This is a genomic window from Nonomuraea sp. NPDC051191 (assembly GCF_044455665.1).
Classification (GTDB): Bacteria; Actinomycetota; Actinomycetes; order Streptosporangiales; family Streptosporangiaceae; genus Nonomuraea.
Genome location: NZ_JBITEZ010000002.1, coordinates 127159 through 141134, shown reverse-complemented (window position 1 = coordinate 141134; position 13976 = coordinate 127159). Strand labels below are relative to the sequence as shown.

Sequence of the window (13976 nt, the reverse complement as noted above, 5' to 3'; positions counted from 1 at the left end):
CTTATGTCCGATCTTGACCTAGTCTTTCCGGACATATGAACTCCCTCCCTAAAGGCAGGATCGCGGCCGTCGCCGCCGCCGCCCTCGCCCTCGCCATGGCCGCCGCCTCCCTCGTGCTCGTGCTTTCCGACGTCGCCCCGACCTCGGCCGAGCGTGCGCCGGTCAACCAAGCTCAGAAGATCGCCCTGCCTCCGGCGGGCGCCGCGGCCCGCAGCGGCGGCGCCGCCGCCCCCGGGGGCCAGACGCAGGCCACCGCGAACCGGCTCTACAAGACCGGCAGGCTCGTCGACGTGAACTGCGCGCCGGGCGCCCTGCCCGCGGGCAGCATGATCGCCTACCGCCGCTTCCTCACCCGGGTGACGAACTGCCTGAACAAGGCGTGGGCCACCCAGTTCCGCAAGGCCGGCATGTCGTTCAGCAGGCCGCGGCTGCGGATCATCACCAAGAAGGTGCGCACGCCCTGCGGCGCCTGGAACACCGGCGCGGACGGCGTCTACTGCTCCAGCGACCGCACGATGTACCTGATGATCAGCCGGGACCAGCTCCGCAACCCGTTCCCGCTGGGCATCAGCCGCCTGGTCGCCCACGAGTACGGCCACCACGTCCAGCAGGCCTCCGGCATCTGGAACTACTTCTGGACGGCCAGGTCCGCCGCGGGCAAGGCCGGACGCCTCCAGCTCTCGCGCAGGTCCGAGCTCCAGGCCGAGTGCTTCTCCGCCATCTTCATGAGCACGATGAAGGGCACCGACCTGGTGAACCAGTCCGACTGGGACTACACCGTCCAGTGGTTCTACAAGAACGGCGCCAAGGGCTGGCCGCAGAACGACCACGGCAAGGGCCCGACGCAGGCGGCCTGGATGACCAGGGGCTTCAACCGGGGCGCACCGGGCGCCTGCAACACCTGGGCGGCGGCTGCACGAAACGTCCAGTGACGTCGGGCGTTTTCCGCTTTACGTAAAACCCCCTCTTTTGTAGTGTGCCTTCCCATGCGTACCCCCCGATTGGCGATCATTGCCGGCGCCCTGGCGAGCGTCTTCGTCGCCGGTACGGCCCACGCGGCCGTGGCCGCCCCGGCAAGCAAGCCGGTCCTGACGAAGAACCCGATCTACAAGACCGGCCGGCTCGCGCTCAGGACGTGCGAGGAGCCGCCGGTCCAGTCCGGGACCGAGGACGAGGCGCGGGTCTACTTCGACGCGGTGCTCGGCTGCCTCGACAAGGCATGGGGCCCGAAGCTCAAGCAGGCGGGCTTCGCCTTCGGCAAGCCGAAGTTCAGGGTGACCACCAAGCTGGGCACCCCGACGGGATGCGGCGGCTTCCCCGAGGGCGCGCAGGCCCTGTACTGCCCGGTCAACAAGACGATGACCCTCCTGCTCAGCCCGGGCGTCGTCGAGCAGCCGTCGGACCCGGTGCTGATGCTGGTCGTGGCCCACGAGTACGGGCACCACGTCCAGAAGCTCACCGGCATGCTCCGGCACAACAAGCGCGGCGAGTACGTCCTGGACAACCCGCGTGACCTGGAGCCGGTCCGCCGTACCGAGCTGCAGGCCGAGTGCTACGCCGGCGTGTTCATGGGCAGCGTCTGGGACTCCCTGGGCCGCAGCCAGAAGGAGTTCGACTCGCTGCTCAAGGGGTCGCACAACGCGTTCGACCTGAGCGCGATCGGTGTGAAGGCGCGCTCCTCGGCCGACCTGACGCACGGCACGGACGCCAACGTCGCGTACTGGCTCAAGCGCGGCTTCACCGGCAGGTCGGCGGGCTCCTGCAACACCTGGGCCGCCTCCAAGGCCAAGGTCCGCTAGCCCCAACCCGCCCAAACTCCTCTAAGATCCGCGATCGTGCGCATTCCCCTCATGGCGCTTGCCATGTGCATGATCGCGGATCTTCTGCTGCCGGCTCCGGCGGCCGCGGCGGGCAGGCCCGCGCAAGGGGGGCTCTCGGCCGCGCCGGTCGTCGCGCGGGAACGTCTGTCGTGCAGGATCCCCGCCATCAGGACGGGCAGCGCCGCCTCGCTCAAAGCCTTCCACCGGGCCATGGCCGGGTGCGCCGACCGCTTCTGGGCCGGCCGGTTCGCGGCCGCGGGCCTGACGTACACCCCGCCCGAGGTCACCGTCACCACGGGACGCGACTCCGTCTGCGGCCGGATCACCACCAACGGCGCGCAGTACTGCCCGGCGCAGCGCACGATCGTCATCCGCATCATGAAGCACGACCTGGACGACCCGTTCCGGATGAACATCGCGCACTCCGTCGCGCACGAGTGGGGACACCACGTCCAGCAGCTCACCGGCGTGCTGGACGCGCAGAACGCCCTGTACTGGCCCGCCTCCACCGGGGCGCGCACCGTGCTCAGCCACCGGCTGGAGATGCAGGCCGAGTGCTACGCCGGCGTCTTCTACAACGCCGCGCTCACCTCGATCAAACCCGACGTCGGCTGGCGCGAATGGCTGGCCGCCGTGCGCCGGGCGGACTACAGCAAGATCCACGGACGCCCGCGCAACCTGGCCTACTGGCAGAACCGCGGCTACCGCGAGGGCTCCACCGCCGCCTGCGGCACCTGGACGGCCGCCAGGGAGCGGGTGCGCTAGGAGCTGACCCTGGCCAGCACTTCCAGCGGGTCGGCCAGCACGTGGGCGAAGGCCAGCTCGGCCGCCCCGACCAGGGTCACGTGGTCGCCGAGCGCCGAGGTGCGCAGCCGTACGTGCTCGCGCTGGGGGGCCATGGCGTGCAGCGCCAGCCGGGTGCGGACCTGCGCCGCCGAGCCGAGGTAGACCTCCCGCAGCATGCCCCCGAAGATGACCATCTCCGGGTTGAAGATGTTGACCAGGTTCGCCACGCCCAGCCCGAGCCAGTCGCCGACCCGGCTCAGTGCCTCCTGGGCGACGATGTCTCCCCGGTCGGCCGCGTCCACCACGGCCCGTACCGCGTCGCGGCCGTGCTGGCCGGGCCCGAAGCGGCCGGCCAGCTCCAGCAGTGCCCGCTCCCCCACCTCGGCCTCCAGGCAGCCGTGCGAGCCGCAGGAGCATTCGCGCCCGCCAGGGTTGACGACCATGTGACCGACCTCGCCGCCGTAGCCGTCGAAGCCGCCGAGCAGGTGGCCGCCGGCGATGATGCCGCCGCCGATGCCCACGTCTCCGTGCAGGCAGATGAGGTCGCGCACGCCCACGCCGAGGCCGCGGCTGTGCTCGGCCAGGGCCGCCAGGTTGGCGTCGTTGCCCACGCTGACCGGCAGCCCGAGGCCCAGCCTGCGGCCCAGTTCCTCGCCGAACGGCACGTCGTGGGCCATCAGGTTGGGCCCGAACGTCACCACGCCGTCGCCCTTGCGCACCCCGCCGGACACGGCGGCGGCGGCGCCCACGCACACGGTGTCGTCGCGTGTCTTGCGCCGCATCTGCCGGGCGAAGCCCGACAGCACCCCGGTCAGCTCGTCGAGGGCGAACTTGCCGCGCTCGCGGGTGGTCTCCCTGCGGTCGAGGATGACGCCGCCCAGCCCCACCCGGGCCGCCACCAGCCGGTCGGGGCCCACGTCGAACGCGAACACGTAGACGCGCGCCGACTCCGGGCGCACCACCAGCGAGGGCCGGCCGGCCCGGCCGGTCTCGCGCGGCAGCTCCTCCCGTACCAGCCCGGCGGCGGTGAGGTCGGAGGTGAGCGCCATGATGGTGCTGCGGTTGAGCCCCATCTTCGACGTCAGCTCGGCACGCGAGATCGGCCCGCCCAGGTGGACATGGCGAAGCAGCGCGCCGAGATTGTGGCGCCTGATGTCCTCCTGGGACGGTCCGGCACGCATCGTCTGGGGTTCCTTCGGGGGCTGCGGGTCGCTGATCACCTTAGACCAGCAGCAGCCGCCCGCTTGCGCGCCAGGGCGTCGACACCCGCGGCCAGCAGCAGGACGCACCCCGTGACCAGGTACTTCACGCTCGCACCGTAGCCCATCAGGCCCATGCCGTTCTCGATCACGGCCACCACCGCGCCGCCGAGCACCGCGTCGAGCACCCGGCCCTTGCCGCCGAACAGGCTGGTGCCGCCGATGACCGCCGCGCCGACCGCGTACAGCAGCACCGAGCTGCCGCCCGTGTTCGGGTCGACCGAGCTGGCCCTGGAGGCGGCCACGATCCCGCCGACCGCCGCCATCGACGAGCAGATGACGAACGCCGCGATCTTGATGCGGTCGACCGGGATGCCGGCCCGGCGCGCGGCCTCGGTGTTACCGCCGACGGCGTACAGGTGCCGGCCGAACGCGGTGCGCCGCAGCACGAGCGTCCACACGACCAGCAGCACGACGATGACCGGCACCACGATCGGCACGCCGGTGAGCGAGACCAGCGCGGGGTTGCGGCTGCGCTCCAGGTTGAGCACGTAGACCGCGAGCCCGCCGAACAGCGCCAGCGCGCCCACCCGGGCCGCGATCAGCGACAGCGGGTCGGCGACCAGGCCGCGCGCGGACCGGCTCCTGGCCCGCGCGAGCTGCACGCCCGCGAAGCCCGCCACGCACACCGCGTACAGGATCCAGCCGAGCAGCGGCGACAGGTTCTTGTTGGCGACGGCGACGATCACGCTGTCCCGGACCGAGATGTTCGTGCCCTCGTTGACCAGCACCAGAACCAGGCCCTGGAAGGCCAGGAAGGCGGCGAGCGTGACCACGAACGACGGTATGCCGACCTTGGCCACCAGCGTGCCGAGCACGACGCCGATGAGCACGCCGGTGGCGATGGCGGCCAGCACGCAGACGTACCAGGGCAGGCCGAAGCTCGCGAGCGTGACGGCGAGCACCGCCGCGCAGACGCCGCTGGCGAAGCCGGCCGACAGGTCGATCTCGCCCAGCAGCAGGACGAACACCAGGCCCATGGCGATGAGCGTGACGTTCGCGCCCTGGGTGAACAGGTTGGCGAAGTTGATCGAGGTGACGAAGGCGGGCCGGGCCAGGGCGAAGACCGTGCAGAGCACGATCAGGCCGAGCACGGCGGGCAGCGCGCCCATGTCGCCGCCGCGCACGCGCTCCCAGTAGGCGCGCACGCTGTGCGCGATCGACGGGGACTGCGCGGCGACGACGATGGCCTCGCCCGGGAGTTCCTTGACCTTGCTCATGAGGTGACCCCGTTCTTGAGGCCGAGTTCGCCGCTACGGCCGGAGGTGATCAGTTCGACGACCTGGGCGTGCGTCAGGTCGGCGGTCTTGACCTGGGCGGCCATCCTGCCGAGGTAGAGCGCCGCGATCCGGTCGGAGACGGCGAACACGTCGTTCATGTTGTGCGAGATGAGGACGACGGCCAGGCCCGTGTCGGCCAGCCTGCGCACGAGTTCGAGCACCTGGGCCGTCTGGGCCACGCCGAGGGCGGCGGTGGGCTCGTCGAGGATGACGACCTTGCTGTTCCACAGCACGGCCTTGGCGATCGCGACGGTCTGCCGCTGGCCGCCGGACAGGCTGGAGACCTGCTGCCTGATGGACTTCACCGTGCGCACGGACAGGCTGCTGAGGGTCTTCTCGGCCAGTTCCTCCATGCTGTCCTCGTCGAGCAGGAAGCCGTTCTTGCGTTCCCTGCCGAGGAACATGTTCTGGACGATGTCGAGGTTGTCGCAGAGCGCCAGGTCCTGGTAGACGATCTCGATGCCGAGCTCGCCCGCGTCCCGGGGGGTGTGGACGGTGACCTGGCGGCCGTCGAAGAGGATCTCGCCCGAGTCGATGGGGTAGATGCCGCCGATGCACTTGACCAGCGTCGACTTGCCGGCGCCGTTGTCGCCGACGAGCGCGGTGACCTCGCCGGGGTAGGCGGAGAACTCGACCTCGTGCAGCACCTTCACCGGACCGAAGCTCTTGTCGATCCCGCGCACTTCGAGGAGGGGGGTCATGGGGCTCCCTAAAGAGGGGCGCGGCCTCGCGCCGATGGCACCCGGCCGCGCCCGTCCCTGCTATTGGATTCCGGCCTCAGTGCACTTCTTGGCGAAGTCGGCGGTGCAGAGCTCCTCCTTGGTGACGTAACCGTCGGCCACGACGTCCTTGACGTTGTCGAAGGTGATGGCCTGCGGCTCCAGCAGCTCGGAGGGAACGTCCTGGCTGGTCTCGGGGTCCTTGACGCTGGCGCTCGCCGTGGGCTTCTCGCCCTTGGCCAGCGCGACGGCGAGCTTGGCCCCGGCGTCGGCCTCCTTCTTGACCGCCTTGTAGACCGTCATGCACTGGTCGCCGACGAGGATGTTCTGCAGGCCCTGGACGGTGGCGTCCTGGCCGGTGACCGGCACCTTGCCGTTGAGGTTCTGCTTCTTCAGCACGGTGATGGCGGCGTTGCCGAGGCCGTCGTTGGCGGCCAGCACGCCGGCGATCTTCGGCTGCTGGGTGAGCATCTGCTCGAAGATCGTCCCGGCCTGGGCGTTGTCCCAGTCGGGCACGGCCTGGTCGGGGCCCTTGACGTACTCGCCGGCGTCGAACTTGGGCTTGAGCACGCCGTCGTAGCCGTTCTTGAACAGCGTCGCGTTGTTGTCGGTCGGCGAGCCGTTCAGGTAGGCGACGATGGGCTTGTCGGCCTTCTTGTCGGCCAGGCACTTGCTCAGGCCCTCGCCCTGGAGCGTGCCGACCTTGGTGTTGTCGAAGCTGACGTAGTAGGCGGCGCCGCCGCCCAGGGTCAGGCGGTCGTAGTCGATGGTGGCCACGCCCTGCGACTTGGCCTTCTCGATCACGGCCTTGCCGCTGCCGCTGTCCAGGTTGACGATCATCAGGACGGTGGCCCCGTTGGTGATCATCTGGTCGGCGATGGTCTGGAACGCCGTCTTGTCGTTCTGGGCGTTCTGGATGTCGTATTGGACGCCGGCGGCCTTGAACGCCTCTTCCAGGTACTTGCGGTCCGCCGTCTCCCAGCGCGCCGACGACTTGCTGTCCGGGAGGATGACGCCGATCTTGCCGGCCTTGGCGGGCTGCGCCGCCGTGGCGGAGGAGGAGGTGGCGGTGGTGCCGGTCTGACCGCTGTCGCCCCCGCAGGCGGTGAGACCGAGGGCGAGCGTCGCCGCCGCGGCGGTCAGGCTGAGGATCCCCTTGCGCATGATGCAGGGTCCTTTCTTCCGGAGGGGCCCGGATGAATGTTGTTTGCGGCAACGTATTCCGCCACAGCCTGCTTTGGAAGACCCTTCCGTCGGGGAGTTTGTTGTTTCCGGTAACAATCCAGAAACACGAGGACGCGGTTCCGTGACCGGGAGCGGGCCGGCGCCGCCGGAAGTGACCGACTCCGGGGCGAGCGGCGGCGGGGGAAGTGGCCGGCTCTTGGGCGGCCGGAGCTCCGGTCGGGCGGGGGGCGCGACCGGAGGGGATGCCGGGCGCCGGACCTCGTCGGGCGAGGTCCGGCGGATGTCCGGGGTCAGCTCGCGGCGCGGTCACCCAGGTGGCGGCGGCGCAGCGCGGGGTCGGTCAGGGGCGCGGGGCTCCAGAGGCCGACCGGGTGGTAGACGTTGGTGCCGGGCGGCACGAGCTCGTCGATCCGGTCCATCACGGCGTCGTCGAGCAGCAGCGAGGCGCCCTTCAGCGAACCCTCCAGCTGCTCCATCGTGCGCGGGCCGAGAATGACCGAGGTGACCGCCGGATGCGACGTGACGAAGGCGACGGCCAGGGCCGGCAGGGTGCAGCCGAGCTCGTCGGCCAGCTTGACCAGCTCCTCGACGACCTCCAGCTTGGCCGCGTTGACCGGGATGGAGGGGTCGAACCGTTCGGGCGCCCGCGCCGCGCGACCCCGCGACAGGTCGACCTGCTGTCCCTTGCGGTAACGTCCGGTCAGGAACCCCCAGCCCAGCGGGCTGTAGGTGAGCACGCCCATGCCGAGCCGCTGCGCCGTGGGCAGCACGTCGCCCTCGATGCCGCGGGCCAGGAGGTTGTACGGCGGCTGCTCGGTGCGGAACCGGTACAGGCCGCGCTGCCGGGCCACGTGGTAGGCCTCGACCGTCTCGTGCGCCGGGAAGGCCGAGCTGCCGAAGGCGCGGATCTTGCCCTGCCGTACCAGGTCGGTGAGTGCGGAGAGGGTTTCTTCGATGTCGGTCCGGTGGTCGGGGCGGTGGATCTGGTAGAGGTCGATCCAGTCGGTGCGCAGCCGCCTGAGACTCGCCTCCACCTCGCGTACGATCCAGCGTCGCGAGTTGCCGCCCCGGTTGGGCCCCTCCCCCATGGGGAAGTGCACCTTGGTGGCCAGCACCACCTCGTCCCGCCTGCCCTGCAACGCCTTGCCCACGATCTCCTCCGACTCGCCCGCCGAGTACATGTCGGCGGTGTCGACGAAGTTGATCCCATGGTCGAGGGCGGCGTGGATGATGCGGATGCTGTCGTCGTGGTCGGGGTTGCCGGCCGCGCCGAACATCATGGTGCCGAGGCAGTGGGCGCTGACCTCGATGCCGGTGCCGCCGAGGATGCGATATCTCATATCCCGGAACCGTAGGTTCTAGAGTCGGCTCTAGGTCAAACTGGACAGCATGTCAGGTTTGAGCATTGGCCAGGTCGCCGAGCGCACCGGGCTCAGCGTGCACACGCTCCGGTTCTACGAGCGTGAGGGCCTGCTGGCCCAGCCCGTACAGCGGGGAACGACGGGACGCCGGGTCTACGGCGAGGGTGACGTCGACTGGCTGGGCGTGTGCATCCGGCTGCGCGCCTCCGGCATGCCCCTGACCGACATCCGGCGCTACACCGAACTCGTCAGGGCGGGCCGCGGCAACGAGGCGGAACGGCTGGAGGTGCTGCGCGAACATCAGGAACGGGTGCTCGCCCGGATGCGGGAGCTCGACGGCTGCCTCAAGCTGATCACCAACAAGGTGGCGGTCTACGAGGGACGCCTGGGCCTGCGGGACGACACCCCGGAATGCACACCTTGATCCGTCACGGAGAGTAATGGCCCGCGGGGGACCACGCCGAGCGACTTTGCTGCTCAGTGGGCCACTGCACGATCCGCGGCGAGATCGAATGTCACCTTTCGGTTACTGTGCGTGACAGATGGGGCGCATGAGGATGGAGGGGCCCTCGAAACGAAAGGAACCCCGCCCATGCGCCACTCTGCTCGCCTGGCCGCCCTGACTCTGGTCCTCGCCTCGGCGACCGCGCCGTTCGTCGCGGCGGCCCCCGCCCGGGCCGCGACCGGCCAGGTCGTCGTCTTCCAGGTCGAGGCCCTCCCCCTGGAGATCTACGACGACCCCGGCGGCTGCACGAAGTTGCCCCTCGCCGCCCACGTGCTGAACAACCAGACCGATCAGGCCGTCCGCATCTACGGCGACCCGTTCTGTCTCGGCTCCTCCGTCACGGTCCGGCCCGGCTACGGCAGCCACGTCCCGGCGGGGTCGGGAAGCTTCTCCGTCGCCTAAGTGAGCGCCGAACGGCCCCCGCACCCGCGGGGGCCGTTCCTCGTGCCCGCCGACCGGGCGTCAGCGGCGCGACGTGTACGGAGCCAGCGCCCCGAAGTCGCGGTCCGCGTCCGGCCAGCGACGCCGGAGCGCGGCGGCCACCCGGCGGCACCACCCGGCCAGCCGGGGCAGGGCCCCCTCGGCGGCACGGGCGGCCGCCTCCAGGGTCGCGACGAGCTGGGCGCGGCTGTCGTCCCCCGCCGGGCGGCCGTCCAGCACGGGCAGCCGGGTCAGCCTGGCCAGCGCGTACGACGCGCACGCCGCCGCCAGCCCCCTCCCGTAGCGCCCGTCGTCCTCGGCCTGCGGGACCCCGGCCGCCAGCGCCCGCCGGTGGATCTCGGCCTCGGCCGCGCCGCCCAGCGACAACCAGCCGGGGCCCGGCACGTACAGGGGGACGGCGTCGTGCAGCGCGTGCGTGAACCCGGCGAACTCGAAGTCGATCAGCCGCGGGTCGGCGTGGCCGTCCGCGCGTACCAGGACGTTGTTGGCCTCGGCGTCGCCGTTGCTGAGCACGAGGAACGGGCCGGGATCGGCCAGTTCGTCCAGGGCCGCGCCGAACTCCCGCTCCACCCCGCCCGGGACCGGCACGTCCGGCACCGACGGCATCCCCGACGCGCGCTGCCGGGCGACCCGCCCGAGCCGGTCGGCGGCCGGATCGACCGGCCCGAGCGCGCTCCGCCGCCGGTAGTACGCCTCCGCGTGACCCGCGGTGATCGCGCCGAGCTCACCGCGGACGCGCGCGGCGGCGGCCAGCCGGTCGGCGTGCGCCGCTGCGCCGTCGCGGCGCAGCAGCCCGTCGAGCGCGGTCCGCGGCGCGAGGTCCTCCAGCACCAGCCGTCCCGTCGCCAGATCGACGGCCAGCACGCGCGGGGCCAGGCCGGCCCCGAGGTCCTCCGACAGGAACCGGAGGGCGGCCGCCTCCGTGCGCACCCGCCACGCCTCGTCGTGGGAGCCGGAGGCGTGCGGCCCGGTCCATTTGACGATCACGCTCTCGTCGCGGTCGGTACGGCCGCGGGCCACCCGCCACGGCTCCAGCCTGGTCCACTCCACCACGTTGACCATCACGCGAGCGTACACAGAAGCCGCCCGACCGCCGCCGCGCGTTCGAACCCGTCGGTAGACTGCCCGCCCATGACCGACTTCGACGAGCAGGGACGCCCGGAACCGCCCTTCATGGGCGACGAGGCGGAGACCCTGCTGGGCTTCCTCGACTTCCTGCGGGCCACCCTGGAGTGGAAGTGCTCCGGCCTCGACGCGGCGGGCCTCGACACCACCGTCGCCGCGTCCACGCTGACGCTCGGCGGCATGCTCAAGCACCTGGCCTACGTCGAGGACCACTGGTTCTCCCGCCGGCTGCACGGGCACGACCCGCACGCCCCCTGGGACACCGTCGACTGGACGGCCGACCCCGACTGGGACTGGCACTCCGCCGCCTCCGACTCCCCCGACGAGCTGCGCGCGCTCTGGCGGGACGCAGTGGCCCGCTCCCGCGCCCTGACCGCCGAGGCGCTGGCCGCCGGCGGGCTCGACCAGCCGGCCCAGCGCGCCTGGCCGGACGGCCGCCGTCCCCACCTGCGCTGGATCCTCGTCCACATGATCGAGGAGTACGCCCGGCACAACGGCCACGCCGACCTCATCCGCGAGGCCGTCGACGGGCAGACCGGCGAGTAGCCCGGCGGGTCAGGCCAGCAGGCTCTGCGTGATCAGGGCCAGCGCGGAGACCGTGGCCACGACCAGGACGGCGACGCGCACCTTGCCGCCGTCCAGGTAGCGCCGCAGCGGCCCGGAGGCCAGGAAGCCCAGGATCATCGGCACGATCAGGGTCGCGCCCGTGGCCAGCGCGCGGGCGGGCAGATGGCCGACGAACGCCAGGATGGCGATCGACTGCGCGGCGCTCAGGAAGAAGAACATCGCCAGGGTGGCCCGGATCTGCGGCCCCTTGGCGCTCTGGTACACCAGCGCCAGGGGCGGGCCGCCGATGCCCGTGGCGGTGCCGGTGATCCCGGACAGGAAGCCCGCGCCGGTGATCGTCGCGCCGTTGCGGGCGATGCTGACCGTACGGGCGGTGAGCCCGACCGCCAGCAGCACCATCACGCCGACCAGCACGCCGAGCGCCTGGACGGAGACGTACACGACGATGAGGGCGCCGACGGCGCTGCCGGGAAGGCGGCCGAGCAGCGCGAACCCGAGCCCCCGCCAGTCCACCCGCCGCCACTCGACGGCCAGCGTGAACAGCGGCAGCGTCATGTTGACCACCTGGATCGCGCCGGGCATCAGGCTGTGGTCGAGCATCGTCAGCACGGGCGCGGCCACCAGCCCTAACCCGAACCCCACGCTCCCCTGGACGACCGCCCCGACAAAAACCGCCAAACTACCGACAACCAGTACCAACACCTCATCACTCACGCAGAGCAGTCAATCACCCATACTTTCCGCCACCACCCGTGGACGGAAAGCGGGCACACCGGACGATCCGCCGCCACCAGGAGCCCTATGCTGCTCACCGTGCACTCCCCCGCCCCGCGCGCCCCCACGATCCTGGCAGCCCTGTTGATCGGGGCGACGGTCCTCCAGGCCGGGCCCACGCAGGCCGCGACGCCCAGGCTCGGCCGCTCGGCGTGCCCGGAGACGGCGATCAGCTCCGGCGGCATCCCCAGAAGCCGCGAATACCTCACGACGATCGTGAAGTGCCTGGACAAGTCCTGGTCCGCCTACCTCAGGCGTACCGGCCGGACGTTCCGCAAGCCCGTCGTCCGCTACTACGACGAGCCGGTGCGCGAGGTGTGCGGGTTCGCCTGGCCCGAGCACGCGGCGGCCTTCTACTGCATCGGCCGCGACACCCTCGTCTTCCCCCTGACCGGCGCCTGGATCGAGGGCCGCACCGACCTTTACCCGTTCAAGGTCGCCGCCCACGAGTACGGCCACCACGCGCAGAGCCTCCTCGGCGTGCGCAAGGGCGCGCAGAGCCGGCGGTACGAGCTCCAGGCCGACTGCCTGGCGGGCGCGTTCCTGGGCAGCGTGTGGCCGTCGCTGAGCCGTACCCGGCAGGACTGGACCGCGCTGCTCGACGCCACCAGGGCCGCCGGCGACGAGGACGGGGAGCACAGCCACGGCACGGGCGCCAACCGCGTCCGCTGGCTGGAGCGGGGCTACCGGGCCGTCTCGCCGGCGGCCTGCGACACCTGGTCGGCCCCCGCCTGGCAGGTCTCCTGACGGTCGAGGCGGCCCTGCATGCCGTCGAGGATGAGCTGCAGCCCGCCCTCGAACGACCGCTCCCCCTGCGGGTCGCCCACCTCCGTCAGCCCGGCCGTCAGCCGGGGATGGGCCCGCTGGAAGGCCGCCATGTCCGGCATGGCCCCGTCGGCGTCCGGCCGCGTCCGGTCGGCCTGTTCCTCCAGCACGAAGCCGGCGACGTACACGCTGACCGCGAACAGCCCGCGCACCGCGTCGGCCACCGCGAACCCGGCCGACTCCAGGGCCACCACCGACCGCTCCACCACCTCGAACAGCACCGGTGAGGGCCGGGTCCCGGCCACCAGCCGGGCGCCGTCGCGGTAGGAGTTGAGCATCGCCCGGTCGCGGTGGGCGTGGTCGCGCACCCACTCCCGCCACGCGGCGGGCTCGGTGAGCGCGGGGCGGTCCATGTGGGCGGCCGTCATCGCCTCGGCCATCGCGTCGAGGAGTTCCTGCTTGTTCCTGAAGTGCCAGTAGAGGGCGGGCGCCTGGACGCCGAGCTCGGCCGCGAGCCGCCGCAGCGTGAGCCCGTCGAGCCCGGTCTCCTGGAGCAGCCGCAGCGCCGCGGCCACGATGGTGCCCTTCTCAAGTGCCACGGTTGACAGCTTAACAACGTTCAATGCATCCTTAACGCTGTTAGATTTAACACCGTTAAGGAGCCTCGCGATGATCCGCGCGGAGGGTTTGCGAAAGCGGTACGCGGCCAAGGAGGCGCTCAGGGGCATCGACCTCGACGTCCCGGCCGGCACGGTCTGCGGGCTGCTCGGCCCCAACGGGGCAGGCAAGCCGACTGTCAAGGTATGACCCCTAAAGGGTGCACTCCGGACCCGCAGGCTGTAGGGCTTTGACGAATCGTTGCGGTGGTGCTGAACACGCGGGGCAAGATCACAAAAGGGGGGCATTACGCTGGCCAAGCGAATGGGGAGGGGCCGTGCCCCCTCCCCGCGTTCTGTGCCCCTCCGCCCCCCTTTTGTGATCTTGGAGGGGTCCCCGCGTGTTTGGCTCCGAAACGATTCGGTAAAGCCCTGACCTCGCCTAAGCGGCTCTACGGTGGGATCAGCGGGCCAGAGGCACGCAGTACGGCGCTGGGCCCGAGGGGGTTCCCAGAAGCTTTGACCGATCCAGCGGAAAGTCTGAGGCTGAGCGCCCCCTCAGGCGCTGGGTGTCGAGGACGGCCCGACGATCTCATCGAAAGCGCCGCTGCTGAGACCACGCCGGAACGCCAGTATCTCGGGATCCGTGAAGGACAAGATCGGGCCGGCTGGGTCCTTAGAGTCGCGAACCTCGATCATCCCGTTATGCCTTCTCAACTCAACACAGTTGCCGTTGCCGCCACTGTACGGACTCTTCTTCCAATCGGTGTCCACGATCTCCATCTGCGACCCT

Annotated in this window: 16 protein-coding genes and 1 pseudogene; 8 read left to right on the top strand and 9 right to left on the bottom strand. The window is 71.1% G+C overall.

Features of this window, described 5'->3' with window-relative positions:
- Positions 1-35 precede the first annotated feature (35 nt).
- The 3 genes from ACIA8R_RS05235 to ACIA8R_RS05225 are packed head-to-tail and all read left to right on the top strand — an operon-like array spanning position 36 to position 2585.
- The gene (locus ACIA8R_RS05235) at positions 36-932 is read left to right on the top strand and encodes a neutral zinc metallopeptidase (RefSeq protein WP_357698039.1); all 897 of its coding nucleotides are present in this window, start codon (positions 36-38) and stop codon (positions 930-932) included.
- A gap of 54 nt (positions 933-986) precedes the next feature.
- Positions 987-1799 carry a neutral zinc metallopeptidase gene (locus ACIA8R_RS05230; protein ID WP_357698037.1) on the top strand — a complete coding sequence of 271 codons (813 nt, stop codon included), beginning with the start codon at positions 987-989 and terminating at the stop codon, positions 1797-1799.
- Positions 1800-1835: 36 nt separating this feature from the next.
- Entirely contained in the window at positions 1836-2585 is a 750-nt protein-coding gene (locus tag ACIA8R_RS05225; RefSeq protein ID WP_397036688.1) for a neutral zinc metallopeptidase, read from the top strand.
- Here ACIA8R_RS05225 and ACIA8R_RS05220 read toward each other — a convergent pair.
- The 5 genes from ACIA8R_RS05220 to ACIA8R_RS05200 all read right to left on the bottom strand — a co-directional run bounded on the left by ACIA8R_RS05220 (position 2582) and on the right by ACIA8R_RS05200 (position 8389).
- Complete coding sequence (locus tag ACIA8R_RS05220) at positions 2582-3787, bottom strand: ROK family transcriptional regulator (RefSeq protein WP_364090053.1); 1206 nt, start codon at positions 3785-3787, stop codon at positions 2582-2584. The genes ACIA8R_RS05225 and ACIA8R_RS05220 overlap by 4 nt on opposite strands.
- A gap of 35 nt (positions 3788-3822) precedes the next feature.
- Positions 3823-5085: an ABC transporter permease gene (locus ACIA8R_RS05215; protein WP_357698031.1), complete on the bottom strand. Its 1263-nt coding sequence runs from the start codon at positions 5083-5085 to the stop codon at positions 3823-3825.
- Positions 5082-5846 carry an ATP-binding cassette domain-containing protein gene (locus ACIA8R_RS05210; RefSeq protein ID WP_364090056.1) on the bottom strand — a complete coding sequence of 255 codons (765 nt, stop codon included), beginning with the start codon at positions 5844-5846 and terminating at the stop codon, positions 5082-5084. The genes ACIA8R_RS05215 and ACIA8R_RS05210 overlap by 4 nt, the downstream gene beginning before the upstream one ends.
- Before the next feature lie 60 nt (positions 5847-5906).
- Positions 5907-7028 carry a substrate-binding domain-containing protein gene (locus ACIA8R_RS05205; protein ID WP_364090059.1) on the bottom strand — a complete coding sequence of 374 codons (1122 nt, stop codon included), beginning with the start codon at positions 7026-7028 and terminating at the stop codon, positions 5907-5909.
- A gap of 311 nt (positions 7029-7339) precedes the next feature.
- Positions 7340-8389, bottom strand: coding sequence for an aldo/keto reductase (locus ACIA8R_RS05200; protein WP_357698026.1), 1050 nt, complete (start codon positions 8387-8389; stop codon positions 7340-7342).
- Between the two features lie 49 nt (positions 8390-8438).
- Here ACIA8R_RS05200 and ACIA8R_RS05195 point away from each other — a divergent pair, with 49 nt between their 5' ends.
- Positions 8439-8834, top strand: a complete 396-nt coding sequence (locus ACIA8R_RS05195) for a MerR family transcriptional regulator (protein WP_357698024.1) — start codon at positions 8439-8441, stop codon at positions 8832-8834.
- A 168-nt stretch (positions 8835-9002) separates the two neighbouring features.
- Positions 9003-9317 carry a hypothetical protein gene (locus ACIA8R_RS05190; protein ID WP_364090065.1) on the top strand — a complete coding sequence of 105 codons (315 nt, stop codon included), beginning with the start codon at positions 9003-9005 and terminating at the stop codon, positions 9315-9317.
- A gap of 60 nt (positions 9318-9377) precedes the next feature.
- Here ACIA8R_RS05190 and ACIA8R_RS05185 read toward each other — a convergent pair whose 3' ends face one another.
- Positions 9378-10418, bottom strand: coding sequence for a hypothetical protein (locus ACIA8R_RS05185; RefSeq protein ID WP_397036683.1), 1041 nt, complete (start codon positions 10416-10418; stop codon positions 9378-9380).
- Between the two features lie 69 nt (positions 10419-10487).
- Here ACIA8R_RS05185 and ACIA8R_RS05180 point away from each other — a divergent pair, with 69 nt between their 5' ends.
- The gene (locus tag ACIA8R_RS05180; RefSeq protein WP_364090071.1) at positions 10488-11027 is read left to right on the top strand and encodes a DinB family protein; all 540 of its coding nucleotides are present in this window, start codon (positions 10488-10490) and stop codon (positions 11025-11027) included.
- Between the two features lie 9 nt (positions 11028-11036).
- On the opposite strand, the gene ACIA8R_RS05175 is transcribed toward ACIA8R_RS05180, so the two are convergent.
- The gene (locus tag ACIA8R_RS05175) at positions 11037-11750 is read right to left on the bottom strand and encodes a sulfite exporter TauE/SafE family protein (RefSeq protein ID WP_397037316.1); all 714 of its coding nucleotides are present in this window, start codon (positions 11748-11750) and stop codon (positions 11037-11039) included.
- Between the two features lie 99 nt (positions 11751-11849).
- Here ACIA8R_RS05175 and ACIA8R_RS05170 point away from each other — a divergent pair, with 99 nt between their 5' ends.
- Positions 11850-12569 carry a neutral zinc metallopeptidase gene (locus tag ACIA8R_RS05170; protein ID WP_397036681.1) on the top strand — a complete coding sequence of 240 codons (720 nt, stop codon included), beginning with the start codon at positions 11850-11852 and terminating at the stop codon, positions 12567-12569.
- Here ACIA8R_RS05170 and ACIA8R_RS05165 read toward each other — a convergent pair.
- Positions 12506-13186: a TetR/AcrR family transcriptional regulator C-terminal domain-containing protein gene (locus ACIA8R_RS05165; protein ID WP_357698014.1), complete on the bottom strand. Its 681-nt coding sequence runs from the start codon at positions 13184-13186 to the stop codon at positions 12506-12508. The genes ACIA8R_RS05170 and ACIA8R_RS05165 overlap by 64 nt on opposite strands.
- A gap of 70 nt (positions 13187-13256) precedes the next feature.
- On the opposite strand from ACIA8R_RS05165, the pseudogene ACIA8R_RS05160 reads away from it, so the two are divergent.
- Positions 13257-13382, top strand: a pseudogene (locus ACIA8R_RS05160) (daunorubicin/doxorubicin resistance ABC transporter ATP-binding protein DrrA); the annotation flags it as partial.
- A gap of 359 nt (positions 13383-13741) precedes the next feature.
- Here the strand turns inward: ACIA8R_RS05160 and ACIA8R_RS05155 are convergent.
- Positions 13742-13966 carry a DUF397 domain-containing protein gene (locus ACIA8R_RS05155; protein ID WP_397036679.1) on the bottom strand — a complete coding sequence of 75 codons (225 nt, stop codon included), beginning with the start codon at positions 13964-13966 and terminating at the stop codon, positions 13742-13744.
- Positions 13967-13976: the final 10 nt, after the last annotated feature.

Coding starts and splice junctions, on each gene's coding strand:
- ACIA8R_RS05235 (WP_357698039.1), top strand. CDS start 36: ATGAACTCCCTCCCTAAAGGCAGGATCGCGGCCGTCGCCGCCGCCGCC.
- ACIA8R_RS05230 (WP_357698037.1), top strand. CDS start 987: ATGCGTACCCCCCGATTGGCGATCATTGCCGGCGCCCTGGCGAGCGTC.
- ACIA8R_RS05220 (WP_364090053.1), bottom strand. CDS start 3,787: ATGCGTGCCGGACCGTCCCAGGAGGACATCAGGCGCCACAATCTCGGC.
- ACIA8R_RS05215 (WP_357698031.1), bottom strand. CDS start 5,085: ATGAGCAAGGTCAAGGAACTCCCGGGCGAGGCCATCGTCGTCGCCGCG.
- ACIA8R_RS05210 (WP_364090056.1), bottom strand. CDS start 5,846: ATGACCCCCCTCCTCGAAGTGCGCGGGATCGACAAGAGCTTCGGTCCG.
- ACIA8R_RS05205 (WP_364090059.1), bottom strand. CDS start 7,028: ATGCGCAAGGGGATCCTCAGCCTGACCGCCGCGGCGGCGACGCTCGCC.
- ACIA8R_RS05200 (WP_357698026.1), bottom strand. CDS start 8,389: ATGAGATATCGCATCCTCGGCGGCACCGGCATCGAGGTCAGCGCCCAC.
- ACIA8R_RS05195 (WP_357698024.1), top strand. CDS start 8,439: ATGTCAGGTTTGAGCATTGGCCAGGTCGCCGAGCGCACCGGGCTCAGC.
- ACIA8R_RS05190 (WP_364090065.1), top strand. CDS start 9,003: ATGCGCCACTCTGCTCGCCTGGCCGCCCTGACTCTGGTCCTCGCCTCG.
- ACIA8R_RS05185 (WP_397036683.1), bottom strand. CDS start 10,418: ATGGTCAACGTGGTGGAGTGGACCAGGCTGGAGCCGTGGCGGGTGGCC.
- ACIA8R_RS05180 (WP_364090071.1), top strand. CDS start 10,488: ATGACCGACTTCGACGAGCAGGGACGCCCGGAACCGCCCTTCATGGGC.
- ACIA8R_RS05170 (WP_397036681.1), top strand. CDS start 11,850: ATGCTGCTCACCGTGCACTCCCCCGCCCCGCGCGCCCCCACGATCCTG.
- ACIA8R_RS05155 (WP_397036679.1), bottom strand. CDS start 13,966: ATGGAGATCGTGGACACCGATTGGAAGAAGAGTCCGTACAGTGGCGGC.